This is a genomic window from Nonomuraea sp. PA05, assembly GCF_008086045.1.
Taxonomy (GTDB): Bacteria; Actinomycetota; Actinomycetes; order Streptosporangiales; family Streptosporangiaceae; genus Nonomuraea; species Nonomuraea monospora.
On sequence record NZ_VSEY01000004.1, the window covers coordinates 1 to 20,838 of the forward strand.

At 71.5% G+C, this 20,838-nt stretch carries 21 protein-coding genes; 7 read left to right on the top strand and 14 right to left on the bottom strand.

Going from position 1 to position 20,838, the window contains the following annotated elements; genetic code table 11:
• Nucleotides 1–203 (bottom strand): Rrf2 family transcriptional regulator (locus FXF51_RS07460; RefSeq protein ID WP_148433539.1); only part of this gene is annotated, 203 nt, incomplete at its 3' end.
• Between the two features lie 83 nt (nt 204–286).
• Here FXF51_RS07460 and FXF51_RS07465 point away from each other — a divergent pair.
• Together FXF51_RS07465 and FXF51_RS07470 are read left to right on the top strand one after the other, a co-directional pair.
• On the top strand, nt 287–1,030 hold the full coding sequence (locus FXF51_RS07465; RefSeq protein ID WP_148433540.1) for an SDR family oxidoreductase: 744 nt from the start codon (nt 287–289) through the stop codon (nt 1,028–1,030).
• A 30-nt stretch (nt 1,031–1,060) separates the two neighbouring features.
• Entirely contained in the window at nt 1,061–1,720 is a 660-nt protein-coding gene (locus FXF51_RS07470) for a cyclase family protein (RefSeq protein ID WP_148433541.1), read from the top strand.
• A 3-nt stretch (nt 1,721–1,723) separates the two neighbouring features.
• On the opposite strand, the gene FXF51_RS07475 is transcribed toward FXF51_RS07470, so the two are convergent.
• From FXF51_RS07475 to FXF51_RS07485, 3 genes are all read right to left on the bottom strand, one after another.
• Nucleotides 1,724–2,932 carry a low temperature requirement protein A gene (locus FXF51_RS07475; RefSeq protein WP_148433542.1) on the bottom strand — a complete coding sequence of 403 codons (1,209 nt, stop codon included), beginning with the start codon at nt 2,930–2,932 and terminating at the stop codon, nt 1,724–1,726.
• Nucleotides 2,933–3,009: 77 nt separating this feature from the next.
• Complete coding sequence (locus tag FXF51_RS07480; protein ID WP_148433543.1) at nt 3,010–3,447, bottom strand: hypothetical protein; 438 nt, start codon at nt 3,445–3,447, stop codon at nt 3,010–3,012.
• A 112-nt stretch (nt 3,448–3,559) separates the two neighbouring features.
• Nucleotides 3,560–3,907, bottom strand: coding sequence for a DoxX family protein (locus tag FXF51_RS07485; protein WP_148433544.1), 348 nt, complete (start codon nt 3,905–3,907; stop codon nt 3,560–3,562).
• Between the two features lie 179 nt (nt 3,908–4,086).
• Here FXF51_RS07485 and FXF51_RS62430 point away from each other — a divergent pair, with 179 nt between their 5' ends.
• Together FXF51_RS62430 and FXF51_RS07490 are read left to right on the top strand one after the other, a co-directional pair.
• A complete protein-coding gene (locus FXF51_RS62430; RefSeq protein WP_262379344.1) occupies nt 4,087–4,212 on the top strand; it encodes a hypothetical protein in 126 nt (41 codons plus the stop codon).
• A gap of 351 nt (nt 4,213–4,563) precedes the next feature.
• Nucleotides 4,564–5,967, top strand: coding sequence for a nitronate monooxygenase (locus tag FXF51_RS07490; protein ID WP_262379345.1), 1,404 nt, complete (start codon nt 4,564–4,566; stop codon nt 5,965–5,967).
• A 47-nt stretch (nt 5,968–6,014) separates the two neighbouring features.
• Here FXF51_RS07490 and FXF51_RS07495 read toward each other — a convergent pair whose 3' ends face one another.
• The 9 genes from FXF51_RS07495 to FXF51_RS07535 form a co-directional block, all read right to left on the bottom strand.
• On the bottom strand, nt 6,015–7,229 hold the full coding sequence (locus tag FXF51_RS07495; protein WP_148433545.1) for an MFS transporter: 1,215 nt from the start codon (nt 7,227–7,229) through the stop codon (nt 6,015–6,017).
• Nucleotides 7,226–7,588, bottom strand: a complete 363-nt coding sequence (locus FXF51_RS07500) for a hypothetical protein (protein ID WP_187414240.1) — start codon at nt 7,586–7,588, stop codon at nt 7,226–7,228. The genes FXF51_RS07495 and FXF51_RS07500 overlap by 4 nt, the downstream gene beginning before the upstream one ends.
• Before the next feature lie 43 nt (nt 7,589–7,631).
• Complete coding sequence (gene narI, locus FXF51_RS07505) at nt 7,632–8,324, bottom strand: respiratory nitrate reductase subunit gamma (protein ID WP_148433547.1); 693 nt, start codon at nt 8,322–8,324, stop codon at nt 7,632–7,634.
• Nucleotides 8,321–9,118 (bottom strand): nitrate reductase molybdenum cofactor assembly chaperone, encoded by a 798-nt coding sequence (narJ, locus tag FXF51_RS07510; protein ID WP_262379346.1) that lies wholly within the window; start codon nt 9,116–9,118, stop codon nt 8,321–8,323. The genes narI and narJ overlap by 4 nt, the downstream gene beginning before the upstream one ends.
• A gap of 34 nt (nt 9,119–9,152) precedes the next feature.
• On the bottom strand, nt 9,153–10,706 hold the full coding sequence (narH, locus tag FXF51_RS07515; protein WP_148433548.1) for a nitrate reductase subunit beta: 1,554 nt from the start codon (nt 10,704–10,706) through the stop codon (nt 9,153–9,155).
• The gene (locus FXF51_RS07520; RefSeq protein ID WP_148433823.1) at nt 10,706–14,323 is read right to left on the bottom strand and encodes a nitrate reductase subunit alpha; all 3,618 of its coding nucleotides are present in this window, start codon (nt 14,321–14,323) and stop codon (nt 10,706–10,708) included. The genes narH and FXF51_RS07520 overlap by 1 nt, the downstream gene beginning before the upstream one ends.
• A gap of 102 nt (nt 14,324–14,425) precedes the next feature.
• The gene (locus FXF51_RS07525; protein ID WP_148433549.1) at nt 14,426–15,646 is read right to left on the bottom strand and encodes a cytochrome P450; all 1,221 of its coding nucleotides are present in this window, start codon (nt 15,644–15,646) and stop codon (nt 14,426–14,428) included.
• A 114-nt stretch (nt 15,647–15,760) separates the two neighbouring features.
• Nucleotides 15,761–16,102, bottom strand: coding sequence for a histone-like nucleoid-structuring protein Lsr2 (locus FXF51_RS07530; RefSeq protein ID WP_148433550.1), 342 nt, complete (start codon nt 16,100–16,102; stop codon nt 15,761–15,763).
• Between the two features lie 242 nt (nt 16,103–16,344).
• Nucleotides 16,345–17,121 carry a hypothetical protein gene (locus tag FXF51_RS07535; RefSeq protein WP_148433551.1) on the bottom strand — a complete coding sequence of 259 codons (777 nt, stop codon included), beginning with the start codon at nt 17,119–17,121 and terminating at the stop codon, nt 16,345–16,347.
• A 257-nt stretch (nt 17,122–17,378) separates the two neighbouring features.
• Between FXF51_RS07535 and FXF51_RS07540 the strand changes: the two genes are divergently transcribed.
• Nucleotides 17,379–18,650, top strand: a complete 1,272-nt coding sequence (locus tag FXF51_RS07540; RefSeq protein WP_148433552.1) for a pectate lyase — start codon at nt 17,379–17,381, stop codon at nt 18,648–18,650.
• Between the two features lie 41 nt (nt 18,651–18,691).
• On the opposite strand, the gene sigJ is transcribed toward FXF51_RS07540, so the two are convergent.
• Nucleotides 18,692–19,585: an RNA polymerase sigma factor SigJ gene (gene sigJ, locus FXF51_RS07545; RefSeq protein ID WP_262379347.1), complete on the bottom strand. Its 894-nt coding sequence runs from the start codon at nt 19,583–19,585 to the stop codon at nt 18,692–18,694.
• A gap of 171 nt (nt 19,586–19,756) precedes the next feature.
• On the opposite strand from sigJ, the gene FXF51_RS07550 reads away from it, so the two are divergent.
• Together FXF51_RS07550 and FXF51_RS07555 are read left to right on the top strand one after the other, a co-directional pair.
• Nucleotides 19,757–20,179 carry a hypothetical protein gene (locus FXF51_RS07550; protein ID WP_148433553.1) on the top strand — a complete coding sequence of 141 codons (423 nt, stop codon included), beginning with the start codon at nt 19,757–19,759 and terminating at the stop codon, nt 20,177–20,179.
• Nucleotides 20,180–20,244: 65 nt separating this feature from the next.
• A complete protein-coding gene (locus FXF51_RS07555; RefSeq protein WP_148433554.1) occupies nt 20,245–20,817 on the top strand; it encodes a TetR/AcrR family transcriptional regulator in 573 nt (190 codons plus the stop codon).
• The last annotated feature ends 21 nt before the right edge of the window (nt 20,818–20,838 follow it).

A 20,838-nucleotide genomic window follows, 5' to 3' on the forward strand; every position in this document is an offset into this window, starting at 1 on the left:
GCGAGCCGGAACCCGCCCCTCGGCCCCGTGGTCGCCGCCAGCACCCCGGCCCTGACCAGCGCCTGGAGTTGCTTGGCCAGGTAGGGGGCGGGCAGGTCGTAATAGTCGGCGAGCTGCGCCGCGGACGCGGTGACCCCGGGTTCGAGCTGGGCCAGCGACGTCGCGCAGTGCAACAACCACTCGGTGCTCACAGGCAGCTTCACGATCGACATCATATCGCGGACATTGCGGATCCGTTTAGTCCGAGATACGGTCGGAGCCACAGGAGATCGAGAAGGAGAACGTCATGCGGATCGCCGTCGCCGGCGCCACCGGGAACATCGGGGCCCTGACCACCGCCGCCCTGGAGCGGGACGGCCACGACGTGGTGCGCGTCAGCCGCTCACTCGGTGTGGACCTCGTGACCGGCGAGGGCCTCGACGCCGCGCTCACCGGCGTGGACGCGGTGGTGGACACGGTCAACGGCCCGGAAGGCTCCCTGGAGGAGACGGTGGCCTACTTCGCCGCCACCACGCGCAACCTGCTCGCCGCCGGGGAACGGGCCGGCGTGCGCCACCACGTGCTGCTGTCGATCGCGGGCGTGCACCGGATCCGGGGCAACTCCCACTACGCGGCCAAGCGCGAGCAGGAACGCCTGGTGGAGGCGGGCCCGGTGCCGTGGACGATCGTGCCGGCCACCCAGTTCCACGACTTCGCCGCGATGGTGGCGAGCTGGACCGAGCACGACGGCGTGGCCATCATCGCGCCGCTGCTCGTGCAGCCGATCGCGCCCGCCGACGTGGCGGACGTGCTGGCCGAGATCGTTGCCGGCGAGCCGAAGGGCCGCTACGCCGACGTCGCAGGGCCCGAGCCGCAGGACCTGGTGGACATGGCCCGGCGCACCAACCAGGCGCGCGGGCACGAGGTGAAGCTGGTGCCGTCATGGTCGGGGCTGTTCGGCCCGGAGATGGCCGGCGACGTGCTGCTGCCTGGCGAGGGCGCCCGCCTCGCGCCGACCACCTTCGAGGAGTGGCTCGACGGGCAGCGCTAATCTGGGTGCTTCAGAGCACGGAGGGCTGAGATGAGCGCATTGGTGGATCTGTCGCATGTCGTCGAGCACGGCATGGTCACCTATCCCGGGCTGCCCGGCCCCGAGATCGCCGACCACCTCTCCAGGGAGGCCTCGCGCGGCGTGTACGCCCCCGGCACGGAGTTCCAGATCGGCCGCATCGGCATGGTCGCGAACACCGGCACCTACCTCGACGCGCCGTTCCACCGCTACCCCGACGGCCTCGACCTGAGCGAGCTGCCCCTGTCGAGGCTGGCGGGCCTCGACGGGGTGCTGGTGTCCGCCGGGGAGCCGAGGGCGATCGGGCGGGAGGCGTTCGACAAGCACGAGGTGCGAGGCAAGGCCGTACTGGTGCACACCGGCTGGGACCGGCACTGGCGCACCGAGCGGTACGGCCACGCGTCGCACCCGTTCCTCACCTCGGACGCCGTCGAATGGCTGGCCGAGCAGGGGGCCGCCCTCGTGGGCATCGACTCGGTGAACATCGACGACGTCGGCGACCCCACCCGCCCGGCCCACACGAAGCTGCTCGCCGCCGGCATCCCGGTGGTGGAGCACCTGACCGGGCTGGAGCGGCTGTCGGGGCGGTCGTTCGAGTTCCACGCCGCGCCGCCCGCCGTCAAGGGCATGGGCACCTTCACGGTACGGGCGTACGCGGTTCTCCGGGACTGAACCCTATTGGCGCAGCTCGCGGCGCTGCTCGGCGTACTGTCTGGTCTCGAAGGCGATCAGCCCGGCCAGGACCAGCACCAGCCCGCCGAGCGCGACCAGCGGCGGCACGGCCATCGCGCCCGGCAGCGCCACCAGCAGCACCGCCACCGTGACGAGCCTGGGCACCTTCACGGTGGCGTGCAACCGGTTGCCGAACAGCACGTGCCCGCCCAGGTAGAGCGCGGCCCCGCCGAAGAGCGCCGGCGCGTAGAACCCGCCCAGCGGCGTGCTGTCACCGGCGTGGGCCAGCACGCCCTCGACGCCCAGCGCGGTCACGATGATGCCGGTCACGATCGGGAAGTGCCCGTAGGTGTAGGCCTCGACGACCATCTTCACCCGGGCGACGCCGGTGGTGCGGGCGAGCCGGTGCTCGGCCGCGAGCGCGACCGTGTCGAAGTACAGCCACCACAGGCAGACGGCGACCCCGATCCCGAGCACGGCCGCCGCCAGCACCGGGGTGCTGAGACCGTGCGCGCCCGCGCCCACGCCGATCGCGGCCACCGACTCGCCGATCGCCAGCAGGACGAACAGGCCGTGCCGTTCGCTCCAGTGGGCCGCGCTGTGCACCCGCCAGTTGCCTTGGCGGGAGGTCACGTAGGTGCCGATCCAGTCGACGAGCAGCGCCCCGGCGAACAGCGCCGTCTGCGCCCACCCGCCCAGCAACGCCCCCACCACCAGGAACGGCGCCCCGGCCAGCAGCGACGCCCACGACAACAGGATCTGGCGGCGCAACGCCGCGTCGCCGCCCGCCGCGATGGCGTACAACGTCAGATGCACGACCCGGACGAGCAGGTACGCGCACACCAGCACCAGCGGCCCGAACAACCCGCCCGGCACGTCGTGCCACGACTCGGGGACGGCCAGCGCCACCACGAACACCGCCGCCGTCGCCACCGCGGTCCCGCCGCGCAGCACGCCCTCGTCCGCCCGCGCCTGGTTGCCCAGCCACGTGTACGCCTCCCACGTCCACCACAGCATGGCCAGCAATAACAGGCCCTGCAGCACGCCGTGGGCGCTGTGCTCGTGCGCCATGAAAGCGGTGACGCGCGTGGCCGCGAAGACGAAGACCAGGTCGAAGAAGAGCTCGAAGGTCGTCGCCCTGTGGTGCTCGCCGGTGGGGCGCGCTCCTCCCAGCAGCCTCGGGCGTCGGGGCTGCTCCCCCTGGTCGGCCATTGCCGGTGCTCCTTCCCTTTGGCGTGAATTGCCGACCCGAAGGCTATAGGGACGAGGAGCGGCGCTCTCAGGCCGCGTCAGAAGTACTGCTTGACGTGGAACTCTCGGACGAGGAGCGGGGCCGAGGCGCGGCTGAGCACCTTGACCTTCCTGAGGTGGGTGGCCTTGTCGATCGTCACCTTGACGCACTTCAGGTGCACGTCGTGATGCCCGGGAGGCGCGTAGCGGGAGATGATGACGCCGTCCCTGGCGAAGCCGCGCCCCGTGAGGCCCAGGCCGACCTCGCGGTAGATGCGCCAGGAGCCCTTGAGCGTGAACGCGGTGGAGCCGACGATCGCGTGGTTCGCCTCTTCCGGGCAGTGCAGGAGCACCCGGACGACGTCGTTCTGGTGGGGCGCGTGCGGCATGACGAAGAAGGACGTGAGCTTGCGCCACGGCGGCGTGCCCGCATGGGCGGGGGCCGCCGTCACGGTGGTGAGGACGGCTGCCGCCGCCATGCCGATGATGGCCCGCATCCGCCCTCCCCATGCCGTGACCAGGCTTTTCTCATTGTCACCGCCGACGGTGCCGCTGCGGGTGACGCCACGCCGGGCGGCCGGTTCACGAGCGGGGCCGGCGCCGGGACGCTCAGGCCGCCAGCCCGAGCACGAACGCGCCGATCACCGGTGCCAGGTACATCAGAGGGAACGGGATGTGGCCGTACGAGCGGGCCCTGGCCACGGTGACGACGGCGCCCGTGAAGTAGACGGCCAGCCCGATCGTGGCCAGGACGCCGATCACCGGCACGAACAGCCCCACGAGGAGGCCGAGCGCTCCCGCGGCCTTGGCGGTGCCGAGCCACGGCCACCAGCGGCTGGCGACGCCGTACTCGGCCAGGGGCTCCACGACCCACTTGGCGCGGATGAAGACCGAGACGGCCGAGAAGCCCACCCAGAGGGCGGCGAGGACGGTGACGATGGTGTAGGCGGTGCTCATCGGATGCTCCCCAGATGCGATTCAGTGGCGATTTCGTGCGGGTGCCGCGCGGTTGGTGTGCGGCTTGGTTGCCTTCATCGCGTTGACCCCGCCCGCCGGGAAAGTGTGACCGCCCGGCTCATCTTTTTTTCTCCGTCGTTCGAAGAGACTGTGGAACCGGCCGACCGAAGGGACGTCCCATGCGTAACGCCATCAAGGTCATCGTCATGCTCGCCGTCGCTCTGCTCGCCGTGGTCGCCGCGCAGGCGGCGGCCTCCGCCGCCACCGCCATCGAGTACGGGCTGATCGCCGCGCTCATCCCCTGATCGAACGCGCGATCGAAGATCGGGAACCGCCGGCAGACTGCCCGATGTGCGGCGTTTGAGCAGGTCGTGGTGGTCGTGGTGGCGGGGGACGGGTCCATCGGACCTGGTCTGAGGGACTTTGGTCCCTGCCTCAGCCGTGGCGGACCACGAGAATCTTGGGTGCATGTCTACTGATGTCCCCCCGACCACCGCGCACGGCGTCGCGGCCTTCCTGTTCAGCCAGCCGCTCGGCCTGCACCCGCCGCAGCACCCGCGGCGACCGGCCAGGGCCGTTCGGGTACGTGCAAATGCTGCCCAGGTTCGGCTACGGGCCGCCGCGGCGGCCCGTGCACGTGGTCGTGGAGGGCCGGCGTGACTGAGCCCGCCCGCCCCGTGCTGATCCAGGGCGGCATGGGGGTGGGGGTCTCCGGGTGGCGGCTGGCGCGCGCCGTCGCCGTGACCGGGCAGCTCGGCGTGGTGTCGGGGACGGCGCTGGACGTCACCCTGGCCAGGCGGCTGCAACGCGGCGACCCCGGCGGGCACCTGCGCCGGGCGCTGGCGGGCTTCCCCGTGCCCGAGCTCGCCGAACGGGTGCTCGGCCGCTACTACGTGCCCGGGGGCATCGGGGAAGGCAGGCCGTATCGGCCGGTGCCGCGGCTGGGGCTGCGGGGTGGCCGGGATCTGGACGAGCTCACCGTGGTGGCCAACTTCGCCGAGGTGTTCCTCGCCAAGGAGGGGCATTCCGGGCCGGTCGGGATCAACTACCTGGAGAAGATCCAGCTCGCCACGCCTGCGGCCCTCTACGGGGCGATGCTGGCGGGGGTGGATCACGTGCTGATGGGGGCGGGGATTCCTGTGGAGATCCCGCGCCTGCTCGACGCCCTGGCCGGACACCGTCCGGGGCGGATCTCCATCACGGTGGCTGACGGCGAGGGGCACACGGCCGGGATCGACCCGGTGGCCCTGCTCGGCCGACGGCTCCCGCCACTGCCCCGTCCACGCTTCCTGGCGATCGTGTCGTCGCACGTGCTGGCCGCGTACCTGGCCCGCAAACCGCTGACCCGCCCCGACGGGTTCGTCATCGAGACGCCGGTGGCGGGCGGCCACAGTGCGCCCCCACGCGGCCGCCTGGCCGTCGACGCGGCGGGCGAGCCGGTGTACGGGCCGCGCGACGAGGCCGACCTCGCCAAGACGGCCGCGCTCGGGCTGCCGTTCTGGCTGGCCGGCGGCTACGGCACGCCCGCGGGGCTGGAGCGGGCGCTGGCGGCGGGCGCGGAGGGCATCCAGGTGGGCTCGGCGTTCGCGCTGTGCCGCGAGTCGGGGCTCGACCCCGCGCTGCGCCGCCGGCTGCGCAAGCGGGCCGGCCTCGTCCGCAACGACCCGCGGGCCTCGCCCACCGGCTTCCCGTTCAAGGTCGCCGCCGTGCCGGGGACGCTCTCGGAGCAGGACGTGTACGAGGCCAGGCCCCGCCTGTGCGACCTGGGATACCTGCGCACCCCGTACGAGAAGGCGGACGGCTCGGTCGGCTACCGCTGCGCCGCCGAACCGGTGGACGTGTACGTGCGCAAGGGCCGCCCGGCGGAGGAGACGGACGGGCGGCGCTGCCTGTGCAACGGCCTGCTGGCGGCGATCGGGCTCGGCCAGCACCGCCCCGGCGGGTACGCCGAGCCGCCGTTGCTGACGCTGGGCCAGGACCTGGGCTTCCTCGACGGCCTGCCCGACGACTACTCGGCGGCCGACGTGGTGGCGCACATCCTGCTGGGCGCCCACCTGTGAACGACTGATCCCGGTCTGCGAGAGAAGGCGGACCGGGATCAGGCTTGTCAGGCGGCCGGGACCTCGGCGGCGCGGCGGGTGGCCGACGCCCGGATCACGGTCACCGTCAGAACCAGGGTGATCACGGCCGTGACCGACAGCAGCGCCAGCCCCAGCCCGTACGACCCCAGCTCCCCGTAGATGAACCCCATGAGCAGCGGCGGCACGAACCCCCCGAGCCCGCCCGCGGCCCCCACCAACCCGGTGACGGACCCCACCTTGTCGCCCGGCGCGACCTGGGCGACCAGCGCGAACGTGGCGCCGCTGCCCGCGCCGAGCGCGGCGGCCATGGTGAGGAACGCGATCGTGCCGAGCGGCATCAGCCCCGGCGTGAGCGCCTGCGCCCCCGCCATCACGGCGATCGTCGCGAACGCGCCCGCCAGCACGGGCACCGGGCCGACGCGGTCCGACAGCCAGCCGCCGATCGGCCGCAGCAGCACCGCCAGCACCACGAACCCGGCCATCCGGTTGGCGGCGTCGCTCTGTTCGAGGCCGTAGCCGGTCTGCAGGTAGGCGGGCAGGTAGACGGAGAAGGCGACGTACCCGCCGAACGCCACCGCGTACAACACGCAGGCCTGCCAGGTGATCGGCAGCCGCAGCGCGGCGGACATGCGCGCGGTGAGCGGCTCGGTCGCCACCGTGCGGCCGGGCGCGTCCCGCATGACCAGCCAGGCGACGGCGGCGTAGCAGGCCAGGACGACGGCGGTGATCAGGAACGGGGTGGCCGCCCCGCCCGCCTTGACCAGGCTCACCGTGGTCAGGGCGCTGATGGCGGTGCCTCCCATGCCCGCGCCGAAGACGCCGACTGCGAGGCCGCGCCGCCGCGGCGGGAACCAGGCGTTCACGAACGGCACGCCGACGGCGAAGACCGTCCCGGCGATGCCCAGGAAGAAGCCGCCCACCAGCAGCGCGGCGAACGACGTCTGCCCCGCCACTCCGATGAACAACACGGGCACGATGGTCGCGGCGGAGATCAACGGGAACATCACGCGTCCGCCGAACCGGTCGGTGAGCGCGCCCACGGGGATGCGGCCGATCGAGCCGACGATCACGGGCACGGCCACCAGCAGCGCCTGCTGGGCGGCCGACAGGCCGAGGAGTTCCTTCAAGCGGGGGCCGAGCGGGCTGAGCAGCGCCCAGGCCCAGAAGTTCACCGCGAAGCCCAGCGTGGCGAGGGCGAGCATCAGCACCGGGCGGTGGCCGGTGGGCGAGGTGTTCCTCATGTCTTCCTCACAGGTATTGCGTAAGGTCGCGGCGCCGGCCCACGGGGGACGCCGGTGCCGCCCAGCCTGAGCCGGGCGTGGAAGTCCTCCACGGCGGCGAGCACGGCCGTGGCGGTGGTGGTGCCGCTCAGGGACTGGTGGTAGGCGGTGGCGGTGCGGACGGCCGCCGTCATGTCGGCCAGCGGCTCCCCCGGCAGGTGGCCGTCCGCCACGGCTGCCGCGATCCACGACAGGTAGGCGCGGGCGCGGCGCAGGTAGACGGCCCTGCTGGAGGGGGCGAGGTGGGAGCGGGCCAGGGCGGCGGTGTAGGCGCGCAACAGCGCGTCGTACGGGGCGGGCAGCATCCCAGCGGCCCTCATCCGGTGGTGGCGAGCGGCGCCGCGCCGAGGCTGCGAGCCGCGCTCATTTCCCGGCCCCCGTCGGCACGGCCCGCCGCCGGTAGACGATGTACGGCCGCCACAGGTAGGCGATGGGCGCCGACCAGACGTGCACGAGCCGGGTGAACGGCCAGATGGCGGCCAGCAGCCAGGCCGACAGGGCGTGGAGCTGGAAGACCAGCGGCACGTCCCTCATCAGCGCGGGATCCGGGCGGAAGGTGAGCACGCCGCGGAACCAGACGGCGATGCTGGCGCGGTAGTCGTAGCCGCCGCCGAGCAGGTTCTCGCCGATGGTCGCGCTCACGCCGAGCACCACGACCACGGCCAGGACGGCGAACAGCACCTTGTCGGCGGTCGTGGTGGTGCGCCGGACGCGAGGGCTGGTGAGGCGGCGGGCCAGCAGCAGGCCGAGCCCGGCGACGACCATCAGCCCTGCCACGGTGCCGGCGCTCACCGACACGAGGTGGTAGAGGTGCTCGTCGATGCCGATCGCGGCGGTCCAGGTCTTCGGCACGAGGAGGCCGAGGGCGTGTCCGGCGATGGCGGCGAACGCGCCGAGGTGGAACAGCGGCGAGCCGAGCCGGAGCAGGCGGCTCTCCAGCAGCTGGGTGGTCCGGGTGGTCCAGCCGAACTGGTCGACCCGCCAGCGCCAGACGTGGCCCACGACGAAGATCGTCAAGGCGATGTACGGGATCACGACCCAGAGCGCGACGCTCACGGCCGTACCTCCCTTCCGTCGAACGGCGGATCGTACGAGTCGAGGGGCGGGCCGGACGCGTCGAGGGACGGGCCGTACGGGGCGAAGGACGGGCCGTGCGAGGCGAAGGGCGGGCCGTGCGGGGCGAGAGGCGGGCCGTACGGGGCGAGGGGCGGGCCGTACGGGGCGAGGCCGACCTCCTCGGCGGGCGGCCCCGCCAGGGCGAGGTCGGCGACGGCGGCGCGGTCGGCCGCGGACAGCTCAGGCAGCTCGGCGCAGAGCGCGTCCAGCACCAGCGCGTACGCCGACCCGCCGGAGCGCAGCGCCGACCGGATCAGCTCCAGCCCCTGACGGTGCTGCCGCAGCGGCGCCTCACCGGTGACGGCCCCGGCCAGCGCGGCGAACTCGCAGACCACCGGCAGGAAGTCGGGCAACTCCCCCTCGGGCGGCACGAGCCCGGCCACCCGGTAACGCTGCTTGAGCGTGAGCAGCGCCATCCCGCGCCGCCGGGTGTCCCCGTGCAGGTAGTAGGTGAGGTAGAGGCTGGACTTGCGGCGCAGGTCGAAGGTCTCGACGTAGGACCGGGCCAGCGGCATGGCCGCACACTCCCGGTACCACTCGGTGAAGGCGATCAGGGGGTCGCGTCCCGGCGAGGCGGGCAGCGCGGCGGCGGCGCGGCACAGCGCGTCGCGGGCGGCGAGCAGGCCGGCGTCGGGGTACTGCAGGAGCAGCGACACCAGTCGCATGAACGCGGCCCGGTCCTGCGGCGGCCTGGCGCGCCGTCCGGCGCGTGCGGGCCTGGTGAGTGCCTTCACGCCGCACCTCCCGTCGCGGGCCTGGTGAGTGCTTTCACGCCGCACCTCCCGTGCCACCGGTGAAGAGCTTCAGCGCGGTACGCCCGTCCGAGCGCCTCAGGGTCAGCCCGGTCGGCGGGACGCCGCCCATGCCGGGCCCGCCGTCCCCGTCGAGGCTGCACCCGTCCGGCAGCCCGGCGAGGGCGGCGGCGTCCTCGCGGTGGGCGGCGGGCACGATGTAGCGCTCCTCGTACTTGGCGATGGCCAGCAACCGGTACATCTCCTCCATGTCGGACGCCGTCATGCCGACCGGCTCCAGCAGTCCGGCGGGCCGGCTGCCGTCGATGGTCCTGGCCCGCATGTACGCGCGCATGGCCGACAGCTTCATCAGCACCCCGGCCACCACCTCGGTGTCCCCTGCCGCGAACAGGCTCGCCAGGTAGTCGAGGGGGATGCGCAGGTCGGTGATGGCGTGGAAGATGTTGTCGGGGTCGTCGGCGTCCGCGCCCACGCCGGTGACGGCGTCGAGCACGGGCGACAGGGGCGGGATGTACCAGACCATGGGCAGCGTCCGGTACTCGGGATGCAGCGGCAGCGCCACCCGGTAGCGCATGGCCAGCCGGTAGACGGGCGAGCGGCGGGCGGCGACGATCCAGTCCTCGCTGATGCCGGCGGCGCGGGCGGCGGCGATGACGGCCGGGTCGTCGGGGTCGAGGAAGACCTGGCGCTGGGCCTCCAGCAGGTCGCGCGGGTCCTCGACGCGGGCCGCGCCGAGCACGGCGTCGGCGTCGTACAGGACGAGCCCGATGTAGCGCAGCCGGCCGACGCACGTCTCGGCGCACACGGTGGGCTGCCCGGCCTCGATGCGCGGGAAGCAGAAGGTGCACTTCTCGGCCTTGCCGGTGTCGTGGTTGACGTACACCTTCTTGTACGGGCACGCCGACACGCACATGCGCCAGCCGCGGCACCGGTCCTGGTCCACGAGGACGATGCCGTCCTCCTCCCGCTTGTACATCGCGCCCGACGGGCAGGCGGCCACGCAGGCGGGGTTGAGGCAGTGCTCGCAGATGCGCGGCAGGTGGAACATGAACGTCTTGTCGAACTCCAGCTTCACCTTCTCCGCCATGGCGGCCAGGTTGGGGTCGGCGGGGGCGTGCTCGGGCGCGCCGCCCAGGTCGTCCTCCCAGTTCGAGCCCCAGGTGATGGACGTGTCCTGGCCGGTGATGGCCGACTTGGGGCGGATCACCGGGGTGTGCGGGCCGGCGGGGGCGTTGAGCAGCGTGTCGTAGTCGTAGGTGACGGGCTCGTAGTAGTCGTCCAGGTCGGGCAGGTCGGGGTTGGAGAACAGGTTGACCAGCCGCTTGATCCGGCCGCCCGAGCGGAGCTTGAGCCGGCCGCGCCGGTCGAGCTGCCAGCCGCCGCGCCAGCGTTCCTGGTCCTCGTAGCGCTTGGGGTAGCCGACGCCCGGCTTGGTCTCGACGTTGTTGAACCAGACGTACTCGACGCCGTCGCGGTTGGTCCAGGTCTGCTTGCAGGTGACGGAGCAGGTGTGGCAGCCGATGCACTTGTCCAGGTTCATCACCATGGCCACCTGTGCCATGACCCTCATCAGTAGGTCACCTCCTGGGCGCGGCGGCGGATCACGGTGATCTCGTCGCGCTGGTTGCCGGTCGGCCCGTAGTAGTTGAAGGCGTAGGTGAACTGCGCGTACCCGCCGATGAGGTGGCTGGGTTTGAGCATCAGGCGGGTGAGCGAGTTGTGCACGCCGCCGCGCCGGCCCGACCGCTCGGTGAGCGGCACGTTCACGTTGCGGTCCTTGGCGTGGTACATGTACACGGTCCCGGCGGGCATGCGGTGGGAGACGACGGCTCTGGCGACGACCACGCCGTTGCGGTTGTACGCCTCGATCCAGTCGTTGTCGGCCACCCCGATCCGGGTGGCGTCCTCGACGCTCATCCAGATGGTGGGCCCGCCGCGCGACAGCGCCAGCATGTACGCGTTGTCCTGGTACTCGGAGTGGATGGACCACTTGGAGTGCGGGGTCAGGTAGCGGACGGTCACCTCGGCGGCGTCCCCGTCGCCCTGCTCGCCGTAGTGGCGCGGCAGGTTGAGCGGCGGCCGGTAGGCGGGGAGCTGCTCCCCCAGCTCGATGATCCAGTCGTGGTCGAGGAAGAAGTGCTGCCGGCCGGTGAGCGTGTGCCACGGCTTGTCGCGTTCGACGTTGATCACGAACGCGGAGTAGCGGCGCCCGCCGGTCTCCGAGCCCGACCACTCGGGCGAGGTGATCACCGGCTGCGGCCTGGACTGCGTGTCGGCGAACGTGATGCGCTTGCCCTCGTGCTCGGCTGCCAGGTCGGCCAGCCTGGTCCCGGTGCGCCGTTCCAGCGTCTCGAAGCCCTGGGTGGACAGGCGGCCGTTGGTGGTGCCGGACAGCGCGAGGATGGCCTCGCACATGCGGTCGGCGCTCTCCAGCGAGACACGGCCCTCTGGGGTGACGCCGTTCTTGTCGCGCAGGTGCACCAGCTCGGGCCCGACCTGGTAGGTGATGCCCTTGGTGGTCAGCCCGAGCTTGCCGAACAGCGGGCCGATGCCGCGCATGCGCTGGGCGACGGCCGCGTAGTCGCGCTCGATGGTGACGATCTTCGGCATGGTCCTGCCGGGGATCGGCTCGCACTCGCCGTGCTTCCAGTCGAGCACCCGCCCGCCGGGCTGGGCCAGCTCGTCGGGGGTGTCGTGGGTGAGCGGCACGGCCAGCACGTCGGTACGGGTGCCGAGGTGCGTGGCGGCCAGCTTCGAGAAGGCGTCGGCCAGGCCGAGGAAGGCGTCGTAGTCGGAACGGGCCTGCCAGGGCGGAGCGATGGCCGGGTTGAAGGCGTGCACGAACGGATGCATGTCGGTGCTGGACAGGTCGTGCTTCTCGTACCAGGTGGCGGCGGGCAGCACGACGTCGGCGAACAGCGCCGTCGAGGTCATCCGGAAGTCGATCGTGGTGAGCAGGTCGAGCTTGCCCTCGGCAGGCTCCTCGCGCCAGGTCACCTCGGCCGGGCGGGCGCCCTCCTCGTTGCGGGTCTCGGCATCGGTGCCGAGCAGGTGACGCAGGAAGTACTCGTTGCCCTTGCCGGACGAGCCGAGCAGGTTGGCCCGCCAGACGGTGAGCACGCGCGGGAAGTTGGCCGGGTCGCCAGGGTCCTCGGCGGCGAAGCGCAGGCGGCCCGCCGTCAGCTCGTCCACCACGTGCTCGGCGACCGGGACCCCCCTGGCCTCGGCCTCGTCGGCGAGCACGAGCGGGTTGCGGTCGAAGGTCGGGTGCGAGGGCAGCCAGCCCAGCCGGGCGGCCTGCGCGTTGCAGTCGGCGAACGACCGGCCTTCGAACAGGCCCTCGCCCAGCGGGCTGGCCAGCTCGTCCGCCCCGATCTTCTCGTAGCGCCACTGGTCGGTGGCCAGATACCAGAACGCGGTGCCGGCCATGTGCCGGGTCGGCCGCTGCCAGTCGAAGGCGAAGGCCAGGTGCTGGAAGCCGGTGAGCGGGCGGACCTTCTCCTGGCCGACGTAGTGCGCCCAGCCGCCGCCGTTGACGCCCTGGCAGCCGGTCAGCGTGGTCAGGGTCAGGAACGCGCGGTAGACCTGGTCGGAGTGGAACCAGTGGTTCGTGCCGGCGCCCATCGCGATCATCGAGCGGCCCTGGGTGACCTCGGCGTTGCGGGCGAACTCGCGGGCGATCCTGGCGGTCGTGGCCGCCGGCACCGAGGTGATCTCCTCGGCCCAGGCCGGCGTGTACGGCTGCGCCGCGTCGTCGTACCCCGTGGGCCACTGTCCTGGCAGCCCTTCGCGCGCCACCCCGTACTGGGCCATGAGCAGGTCGAACACGGTGGTGACGAGCTTGCCGCCCACCTCGGTGACGGGCACGCCGCGCCGCATGACGGAGCCGCCCTCGGTCTCCCCTTCGTCGAAGCGCGGCAGGTCCACCTCGACCGCGCGCCCGCCGGGCAGCGTGAGCGTGGGTTCGGCGCCGCCCAGGTCGAGGTTCCAGCGGCCCTCTCCCTCTTCGCCCCAGCGGAAGCCGAGCGAGCCGTTGGGCACGACGGGCGCGCCGCTCACGGCGTCCAGGAAGACGGTCTTGAACTGCGCGTTCTCGCTCCGCGAGCCGAGGTCGGCGGCGGTCAGGAAGCGGCGCGGCACGTACGCGTCACCGCGCGGCTCCAGGGTGACCAGGAACGGCAGGTCCGTATATTTCCGGACGTAGTCGGTGAAGTAGGGGACCTGGCGGTCGCGGAAGAACTCCGACAGCACCACGTGCCCCATCGCCATGGCCAGCGCGCCGTCGGTGCCCGGATGCGGGGACAGCCAGTCGTCGGCGAACTTGACGTTGTCGGCGTAGTCAGGGCTGACCGCGACGACCTTGGTGCCCTGGTAGCGGGCCTCGGTCATGAAGTGCGCGTCCGGCGTCCTGGTGACCGGGATGTTGGAGCCCCACATGATCAGGTACCGGGAGTTCCACCAGTCGGCGGCCTCGGGCACGTCCGTCTGGTCGCCCCACACCTGCGGCGAGGCGATCGGCAGGTCGGCGTACCAGTCGTAGAAGGACAGCAGCGTGCCGCCGATCATCGACAGGAACCGGGTGCCGGCCGCGAACGAGGCCATCGACATGGCGGGGATCGGCGAGAACCCCACGACCCGGTCGGGCCCGTACCGCTTGATCGTGTGCACGTGCGCGGCGGCCATCAGCTCCTGGACCTCGTCCCAGCTCGACCGCACGAACCCGCCCTTGCCGCGCGCCCGCTTGTAGGCCCGTGCCCGCTCCGGGTCGCCGGTCAGCTCCGCCCACGCCAGCACGGGGTCGCCCAGCCGCTCGCGGGCCTCACGCCACATCTCCAGCAGCACCCCGCGCACGTACGGATACCGCACGCGGGACGGCGAGTAGGTGTACCAGGAGAACGAGGCGCCACGGGGGCAGCCGCGCGGCTCGTACTCGGGCGATCCCGGGCCCACCGACGGGTAGTCGGTCGCCTGGTGCTCCCAGGTGATCAGGCCGTCCTTGACGAAGACCTGCCACGAGCACGAGCCCGTGCAGTTCACCCCGTGGGTGGAGCGCACGACCTTGTCGTGGGCCCATCGGTCGCGGTAGAAGCGGTCCCACGCGCCCGGGTCGATCTGGTGCAGGGTGCGGCCGTCGGCCGACACCTCAGCCTTGGTGAAGAACTTCCTGGCGGCAAGCAACGGCCCCATGCCGGGGATCGCGTCGATATCACTCACGGAATCAGTTTCGAACCGATCCCCGGCGCGGGGCAGGGACCAAAGTCCCTAGTGAGAGGTCCGATGGACCATGGGCTACCAGGTCACCCAGAGGTCCTGAAGGCCGCCCGAGATCATGCCGGTGCGCAGGCGCAGGTCGTCGGGGTGGTCACGAAGGCCCAGGCCGGGCAGGCGGCCGGCCAGCGTGCCGAGCACCACCTGCAGCTCCAGCCTGGCCAGCGGCTGCCCGAGGCAGTAGTGCGGGCCCGCGCCGAACGTCAGGTGCTGCGCGCTGTTCTCGCGGCGCGGGTCGAACCTGTCGGGGTCGGCGAACTTGGCCCTGTCGCGGTTGGCGGCCGGGATGTGCGGGATCACCGTGCTGCCCGCCGGCACCATGGACTCGCTCAGCTCGACGTCCTCGGTGGCGAACCTGGGCACCCCGCCGAGCACCGACAGCGTGCTGTCCAGGCGCAGCACCTCCTCGACGGTGCCGGGGATCAGGTCGGGGTCGTCCACGACGTCCTCGTAGCGGCTCCTGTCGGCCAGCAGCATGGCCGCCATGATGGCGATCATGTTGGAGGTCGTCTCGTGGCCCGCCAGCAGCAGCGCCCGCACGGTGGCGATGAGCTCCTGCCTGCTGAGCCTGCCGTCCTCGGCGTCGGTGATCTGGGTCAGCTCGCTGAGCAGGTCGTCGCCCGGGTCGGCACGGTTGCGGTCGATCAGGCCGGAGACGTAGGCGTTGAACTCGCGGTAGGCCTGGTCGACCTCGGCCTGGGTGTAGCGGGTCAGCGTCAGCATGACGCGCGACCAGTGCGCGAGCCTGTCCTGGTCCACGGCCGGCGCGCCGACCAGCGCGCAGATGACGCGTACGGGCAGCGGCAGCGCCAGACCGGCCGACAGGTTCCCCGGGGAGCCCTTGGCGAGCATGGCGTCGAGCAGGTCGTCGGTCATCGCCTGGACCCTGGGCCGCCACAGGTCCATCCTGCGCAGCGTGAACCAGCCGCTGAGCAGCCGCCGCCAGCGCATGTGCCCCCGGCCCTCGCGGATCTCGGTGGCGCTGGCCCTGCGGCGGTTGAAGAGCCCGCCGTCCTCGGTGGTGGCCAGCCTGGCGGCGCCCTCCCTGGCGAGGTCGCGGCTGAAGCGCGGGTCGGCCATCACGGCGCGGGCGTCGTCGTACCTCGTCACCATGGCGGCCACGTCGCCGCTCGGCAGCCGTACGTGCGCCACCGGGCAGCTCTCGCGCAACTCGGCGAGCTGCGGCGGCGGTTCCAGAGCGGTGGGGCGGTCGAACGGGAAATCGGGGATCGCGTCAGCCATCACCATTGTCCTCCGACTGGGGAGTCCGGCCTCTTCGAATATAGAAAGATCATCAATTGCTGACAATCGTCCTGACTCGATGAGAACGGATTCGCCGCCCACCGCCCGGAACCTCTAGTGAGCGGCTTCGTACTGCTCCACGACGGTGGAGGCGATACGGCCCCGCTCGCTGACCGGCAGGCCCTGGGCCTTGGCCCAGCGCCGGATCTCGGTGGCCTTCTCACGGCTGACGGCGCGCGAGGACAGGGCGCCGGTGCGACGGCCGCGCAGCACGCGGTCGGCGCGGACGGCGCGGGCCTTGGTGATATAGGGCGCCAGAGCCTTCTCCAGCTTCTCCCTGTTCGTGCCCGACAGATCGATCTCGTAGGTCACTCCGTCGAGCGCGAACCTTGTCGTGCCCTCGGCCTCACTGCCGTCGATGTCATCGATAAAGGACTCAACAATACGCTTCGCCATAAGGGTGCTCCAATTAACGTCACGGGCTGCAGGTACTGTAGCCCGCTTCAGCACATCGTGCATCACCGAGGGGGCTGATACCTGCGCAAACGACTTTAGCGAACCCGCCCCGCACCAGGACGTGACTTGCGCATGATGGAAGGAGACAGATGCTCTTCCGAGACCATCCGCGGCCCCGCATTGAAGTCGAATTCAAAGATTCCCTTGCTGCATAGGGCTTTCCGGCAAGGGCCCGGCCCGCGTCAGGAGTCTTCCGGGACGCGCGCCGTGGGCTCTACCTGCCGCGCCGTTTCCCAGAGATAGTCGAACTGCTCGACCCAATAGGCGTACCAGCGCTCGTGCCGCTCGCGGGTGAGGTCGACGTGCATACGCGCGAAAGTCGACCGGCCCGCCCCGTGCAATTCGACGATGGCGCGGCCCTGCCAGGCCTCGGGGTCGGTGAGGACGAGGCTGAAACCGGGGTTGTAGGGGAACAGCCGGTACTCCACCTTTCCCGGCGTCTTCCAGCCGGCCATTCGCCCGAGCCGTTCCAGGACCGCGCCGAGCGCGACGGGCAGGGTCTGGATCTGGTGGTCGTCCGACTCGTCTAGCTGCTCGCGGGCGATCCCGATGGCGTCCTGCCGGTCGAGGTCGAGCACCACGACGCGCACCCGGGCGTCCGGGTGCCGCAGCACGCTGGTGCGCAGGGTCTCGCACACGTACGGGGAGAGCAGGTTGGCGGCGGAGGGCGCGAAGATGCGCACGTCGCGGACCCCGTCGAAGAGGCTGGGCACGGGGGTGTCGTCGAAGTCGGCGCGGTCGCCGAGCACGTCCCTGCCGCCGCGCGGCTGCTCAGGCAGGGTGGCGCGGTAGAGGAGCACGCCGATGCCGGCCAGCACGGCAGCCCACTTGACCTCCTCGGACACGACGTCGCTGATCACCGAGACGACGGCGAAGAGGAGCAGGATGAAGGCCATCGTGTAGGTCTCGATGTTCTGGCGCGCCCGCACGTCGGACTTGATCCGCCGCAGCAACCTCATCGCCACCGCCTCACGTCGGCCCGGTCCTGATTCCATTCTGGTGCGCCGCCGCCGGGCCCGCCCATGAAACTTTCATCCTCGCGGCCACCGGTCCTCCGGCCACCGACCTGCGCGGAGTCCTGGAGCGTTGCAGCAGTGCAGGCCAGATGTGCAACCGGTTGCAGGATGACGCTTCCCGATCGCGATCCGGCTGTGGTTGACTCGCCCTCACTTCGGGAAAGCGCTTACCCATTCCTTGTCTCGAAACGGAGTTCGGCGTGCGCGAAAACGAACGTATCGGTAGAAGGCTGGCGGTCGTGCTGGCCACCGGCCTCCTCGCGACCGGAGGACTGGTGGTCGCGCTCAACGGCCCCGCCTCGGCCGCTCCCTCCAACGGCAACTACACGCTCGTCAACGCGGGAAGCGGACTGTGCGCCGCCGTACCGAACCAGAGCACCGGCGACGGCGTCCAGCTCGTGCAGAACGCGTGCTCGGGCGGCGCGGGGCAGGTCTTCACGCTCACCGCCTCCGGGAGCAGCTACACGATCAAGGCGCAGCACAGCGGCAAGTGCGCCGGCGTGCGCGACGCGTCCACCTCCGCCGGCAAGGCCGTCCAGCAGGAGAGCTGCACCGGGGGCAGCTCGCAGACCTGGCAGCTCACCGCGTCCGGGTCGGCGTACCGGGTGGTCAACGGCAACGGCGGCAAGTGCCTCAACGTCAAGGACAACTCCACCTCCTCCGGCGCCGTCCTGCAGCAGAACTCCTGCGACTCGGTCGCCACCAAGCAGTGGACGCTGCGGCCCGCCGGCGGCTCAGGACCCGACCCGACCACCACGCCGACGCCGACGCCGACCATCACCCCGACCAGCGGCGGCGGGGACGGCAGCGGCGCCTGGCCGAGCGCCACCGGCAGCGTCAAGCTCGCCGACACGCAGCAGGTCACCAACTTCGACGGTGGCATGAAGAGCTACTACGGCATCGGCGACGGCGGCCAGAGCGAGAGCCAGGACCCGATGTTCGAGGTCGCCAACGGCGGCACGATCCAGAACGTCATCATCGACGCCCCGGCCGGCGACGGCATCCACTGCCTCGGCTCGTGCACCATCCGCAACGTGTGGTGGAACGACGTCGGCGAGGACGCGGCCACGTTCATGAGCTCCAGCTCCTCCGCGACCTACCTGGTGGACGGCGGCGGCGCCAAGTCCGGCTCCGACAAGGTCTTCCAGCACAACGGCGCCGGCACGGTGACCATCAAGAACTTCCAGGTGCACAGCTCCGGCAAGCTCTACCGGGCCTGCGGCAACTGCTCCTCCTCCTACAAGCGCAACGTGGTGATGGACGGCGTGACCGCCCGCTCCACCAAGGTGCTGGCCGGCATCAACACCAACTGGGGCGACACCGCGCGCTTCAGCCGGATCACGGTGTACGGCAGCGCGGTGATCTGCGAGAAGTACAAGGGCGTGCCGAAGGGCAGCGAGCCCACCAAGATCGGTGAGGGCGCCGACGGGGTGAACTGCCTCTACTCCCCGTCCGACATCACCTGGCGGTAGAACCCCGGAGCCCCCGGCCGATCTCCGGGGGCTCCCCCTTCTCACTCGGACCGGTCGTCCGGGATGGTGGCGAGCTTGTCGGGGTTGCTGACGACGTAGACGTCGCGCACGTGCTCGCCGTCGGCGGCCAGGTCCAGCACCATCACGGCGAGCGGCCCGTCCTCGGCGAACAGCACGACGGACGGCTCGCCGTTGACCTGCCGGTAGCGCAGCTCCACGTCCTCGTTGTGGCGGGTGCCCGCGACGATCGTCCTGGCCACCTTGTCCCGGCCGCGGATCGGGCGCGGCCCGCCCACCGGCGACTTGCCGCCGCCGTCGGGCCACAGCGTGACGTCGGGCGCGAGCATCTCCATCAGCGCGCCCAGGTCGCCGCCGAACGCGGCCTCGACGAACCGCTCGGTGACCGCCTGATGCGTGCGCCGGTCGATGCGCGCCCTGGGCCGTCTCGCCTGCACGTGCTCGCGGGCCCGGTGCGCGATCTGCCGGACCGCGGCCGGGCTGCGGTCGAGCATCGTGGCGATCTCGGTGTGCCGGTAGGCGAACACCTCGTGCAGCACGAACACCGCCCGCTCCAGCGGGGTGAGCGTCTCCAGCACCACCAGCATCGCGATCGACACCGACTCCGCCCGCACGAAGGGCTCGGCCGCGTCGGTGGCCAGCGGCTCGGGCAGCCACGGGCCCAGGTAGGTCTCCTTGCGCCTGCGCAGCGCGCTCTGGTGGGCGAGCGCCTGGTTGACCGCGATGCGCACCAGGTAGGCGCGGTGGTGCTCGATGCCGTCCAGGTCCTTGGCCGACCAGGCCAGCCAGGTCTCCTGGAGCACGTCCTCGGTGTCGCCGACCGTGCCGATCATGTTGTAGACGATGGAGAACAGCAGCTCCCGATGGCCGGCGAACACCTCGGAGGCCCTGCTCTCCCGCATCTGCGTCCGTTCCATCCCCGCTCCCCGGTGCCGGTCCTGTCGAATCCGCGATTAAGAGGGCTCCGGGGCCGCCGACTGTGACACGGATGGCGAAGATGTGATCCGCATCATAGGAACCCCCCACAAGTGTCACAAACGCGACCCCCAGGACGTCTTAGAGGTACCTGAGTGACAGCGAGGTGAATCATGGCCTGGCGGATCGCCATGGACGCCACCGAGGCGACGCTCTCGGCGGGCCCGTCCGATGAGCCCCTCTACACGTTTCCCGAACTCGACGGCGCCTTCTACCTTCGCCCTGGCGGCGAGCTGGCGGGCTTCGCGCTGCGGCTGCCGCTGCGCTCCCGCCGGGGTGAGCCGCGCGACCTGTGGTGGGAGGCCGCCGACCTGGACCGCGAGGGCCGGGCCTGGCTGCGGTACGGGCAGCAGGAGGTGTGCAGGGCCGTGTCCGTGCTGTGCCGGGAGATTCCGGGCGAGCGGCCCTACGAGAAGATCGTCCTGGAGACGGCGTTCTCCTCCTGGGGGCTGCGCCTGCCGGGCGTCCCGCTGCTGCGCCCGCGCCGGGTGACGTTGCGGCTGTTCAGCGAGCTGCGGACGGTGGTGCCCCGCTGAGCGCTCCGTTTGCCTAAAGGCTTTAGGAATATGCATAATGCCTTACGGCAAACGGAGGAAGGGTTATGGCACGGGTTGGGTTGACCACGGAGCGCCTGGTGCGGGCCGGCGCGGAGCTGGCCGACGAGGTCGGGTTCGAGCAGGTGACGGTCTCGGCCGTGGCCAGGCGGTTCGACGTCAAGGTCGCCAGCCTGTACGCGCACCTGAAGAGCTCGCACGACCTCAAGACCAGGATCGCCCTGCTGGCTCTGGAGGAGATGGCCGACCGCGCCGCCGAGGCGCTGGCCGGGCGGGCGGGCAAGGACGCGCTGATCGCCTTCGCGAACGTCTACCGCGACTACGCCCACCAGCACCCCGGCCGCTACGCCGCCGCCCAGCTCAGGCTCGACCCGGAGACGGCCGCCGCCAGCGCCGGGGTGCGGCACGCGCGGATGACGCGGGCGATCCTGCGCGGCTACGACCTCGCCGAGCCCGACCAGACGCACGCCGTGCGGCTGCTGGGCAGCCTCTTCCACGGCTACGTCAGCCTGGAGATGGGCGGCGGGTTCGACCACAGCGCGCCCGACACCCAGCAGACCTGGTCACGCACCATGGACGCGCTCGACGCCCTCCTGCGCAACTGGCCTGCCACGCACTGACGCCCCACCTTGAAGCGATCG

Coding starts and splice junctions, on each gene's coding strand:
- FXF51_RS07465 (WP_148433540.1), top strand. CDS start 287: ATGCGGATCGCCGTCGCCGGCGCCACCGGGAACATCGGGGCCCTGACC.
- FXF51_RS07470 (WP_148433541.1), top strand. CDS start 1,061: ATGAGCGCATTGGTGGATCTGTCGCATGTCGTCGAGCACGGCATGGTC.
- FXF51_RS07475 (WP_148433542.1), bottom strand. CDS start 2,932: ATGGCCGACCAGGGGGAGCAGCCCCGACGCCCGAGGCTGCTGGGAGGA.
- FXF51_RS07480 (WP_148433543.1), bottom strand. CDS start 3,447: ATGCGGGCCATCATCGGCATGGCGGCGGCAGCCGTCCTCACCACCGTG.
- FXF51_RS07485 (WP_148433544.1), bottom strand. CDS start 3,907: ATGAGCACCGCCTACACCATCGTCACCGTCCTCGCCGCCCTCTGGGTG.
- FXF51_RS62430 (WP_262379344.1), top strand. CDS start 4,087: ATGCGTAACGCCATCAAGGTCATCGTCATGCTCGCCGTCGCTCTGCTC.
- FXF51_RS07495 (WP_148433545.1), bottom strand. CDS start 7,229: ATGAGGAACACCTCGCCCACCGGCCACCGCCCGGTGCTGATGCTCGCC.
- FXF51_RS07500 (WP_187414240.1), bottom strand. CDS start 7,588: ATGAGGGCCGCTGGGATGCTGCCCGCCCCGTACGACGCGCTGTTGCGC.
- narH (WP_148433548.1), bottom strand. CDS start 10,706: ATGAGGGTCATGGCACAGGTGGCCATGGTGATGAACCTGGACAAGTGC.
- FXF51_RS07520 (WP_148433823.1), bottom strand. CDS start 14,323: ATGGGGCCGTTGCTTGCCGCCAGGAAGTTCTTCACCAAGGCTGAGGTG.
- FXF51_RS07525 (WP_148433549.1), bottom strand. CDS start 15,646: ATGGCTGACGCGATCCCCGATTTCCCGTTCGACCGCCCCACCGCTCTG.
- FXF51_RS07530 (WP_148433550.1), bottom strand. CDS start 16,102: ATGGCGAAGCGTATTGTTGAGTCCTTTATCGATGACATCGACGGCAGT.
- FXF51_RS07535 (WP_148433551.1), bottom strand. CDS start 17,121: ATGAGGTTGCTGCGGCGGATCAAGTCCGACGTGCGGGCGCGCCAGAAC.
- sigJ (WP_262379347.1), bottom strand. CDS start 19,585: ATGGAACGGACGCAGATGCGGGAGAGCAGGGCCTCCGAGGTGTTCGCC.
- FXF51_RS07550 (WP_148433553.1), top strand. CDS start 19,757: ATGGCCTGGCGGATCGCCATGGACGCCACCGAGGCGACGCTCTCGGCG.
- FXF51_RS07555 (WP_148433554.1), top strand. CDS start 20,245: ATGGCACGGGTTGGGTTGACCACGGAGCGCCTGGTGCGGGCCGGCGCG.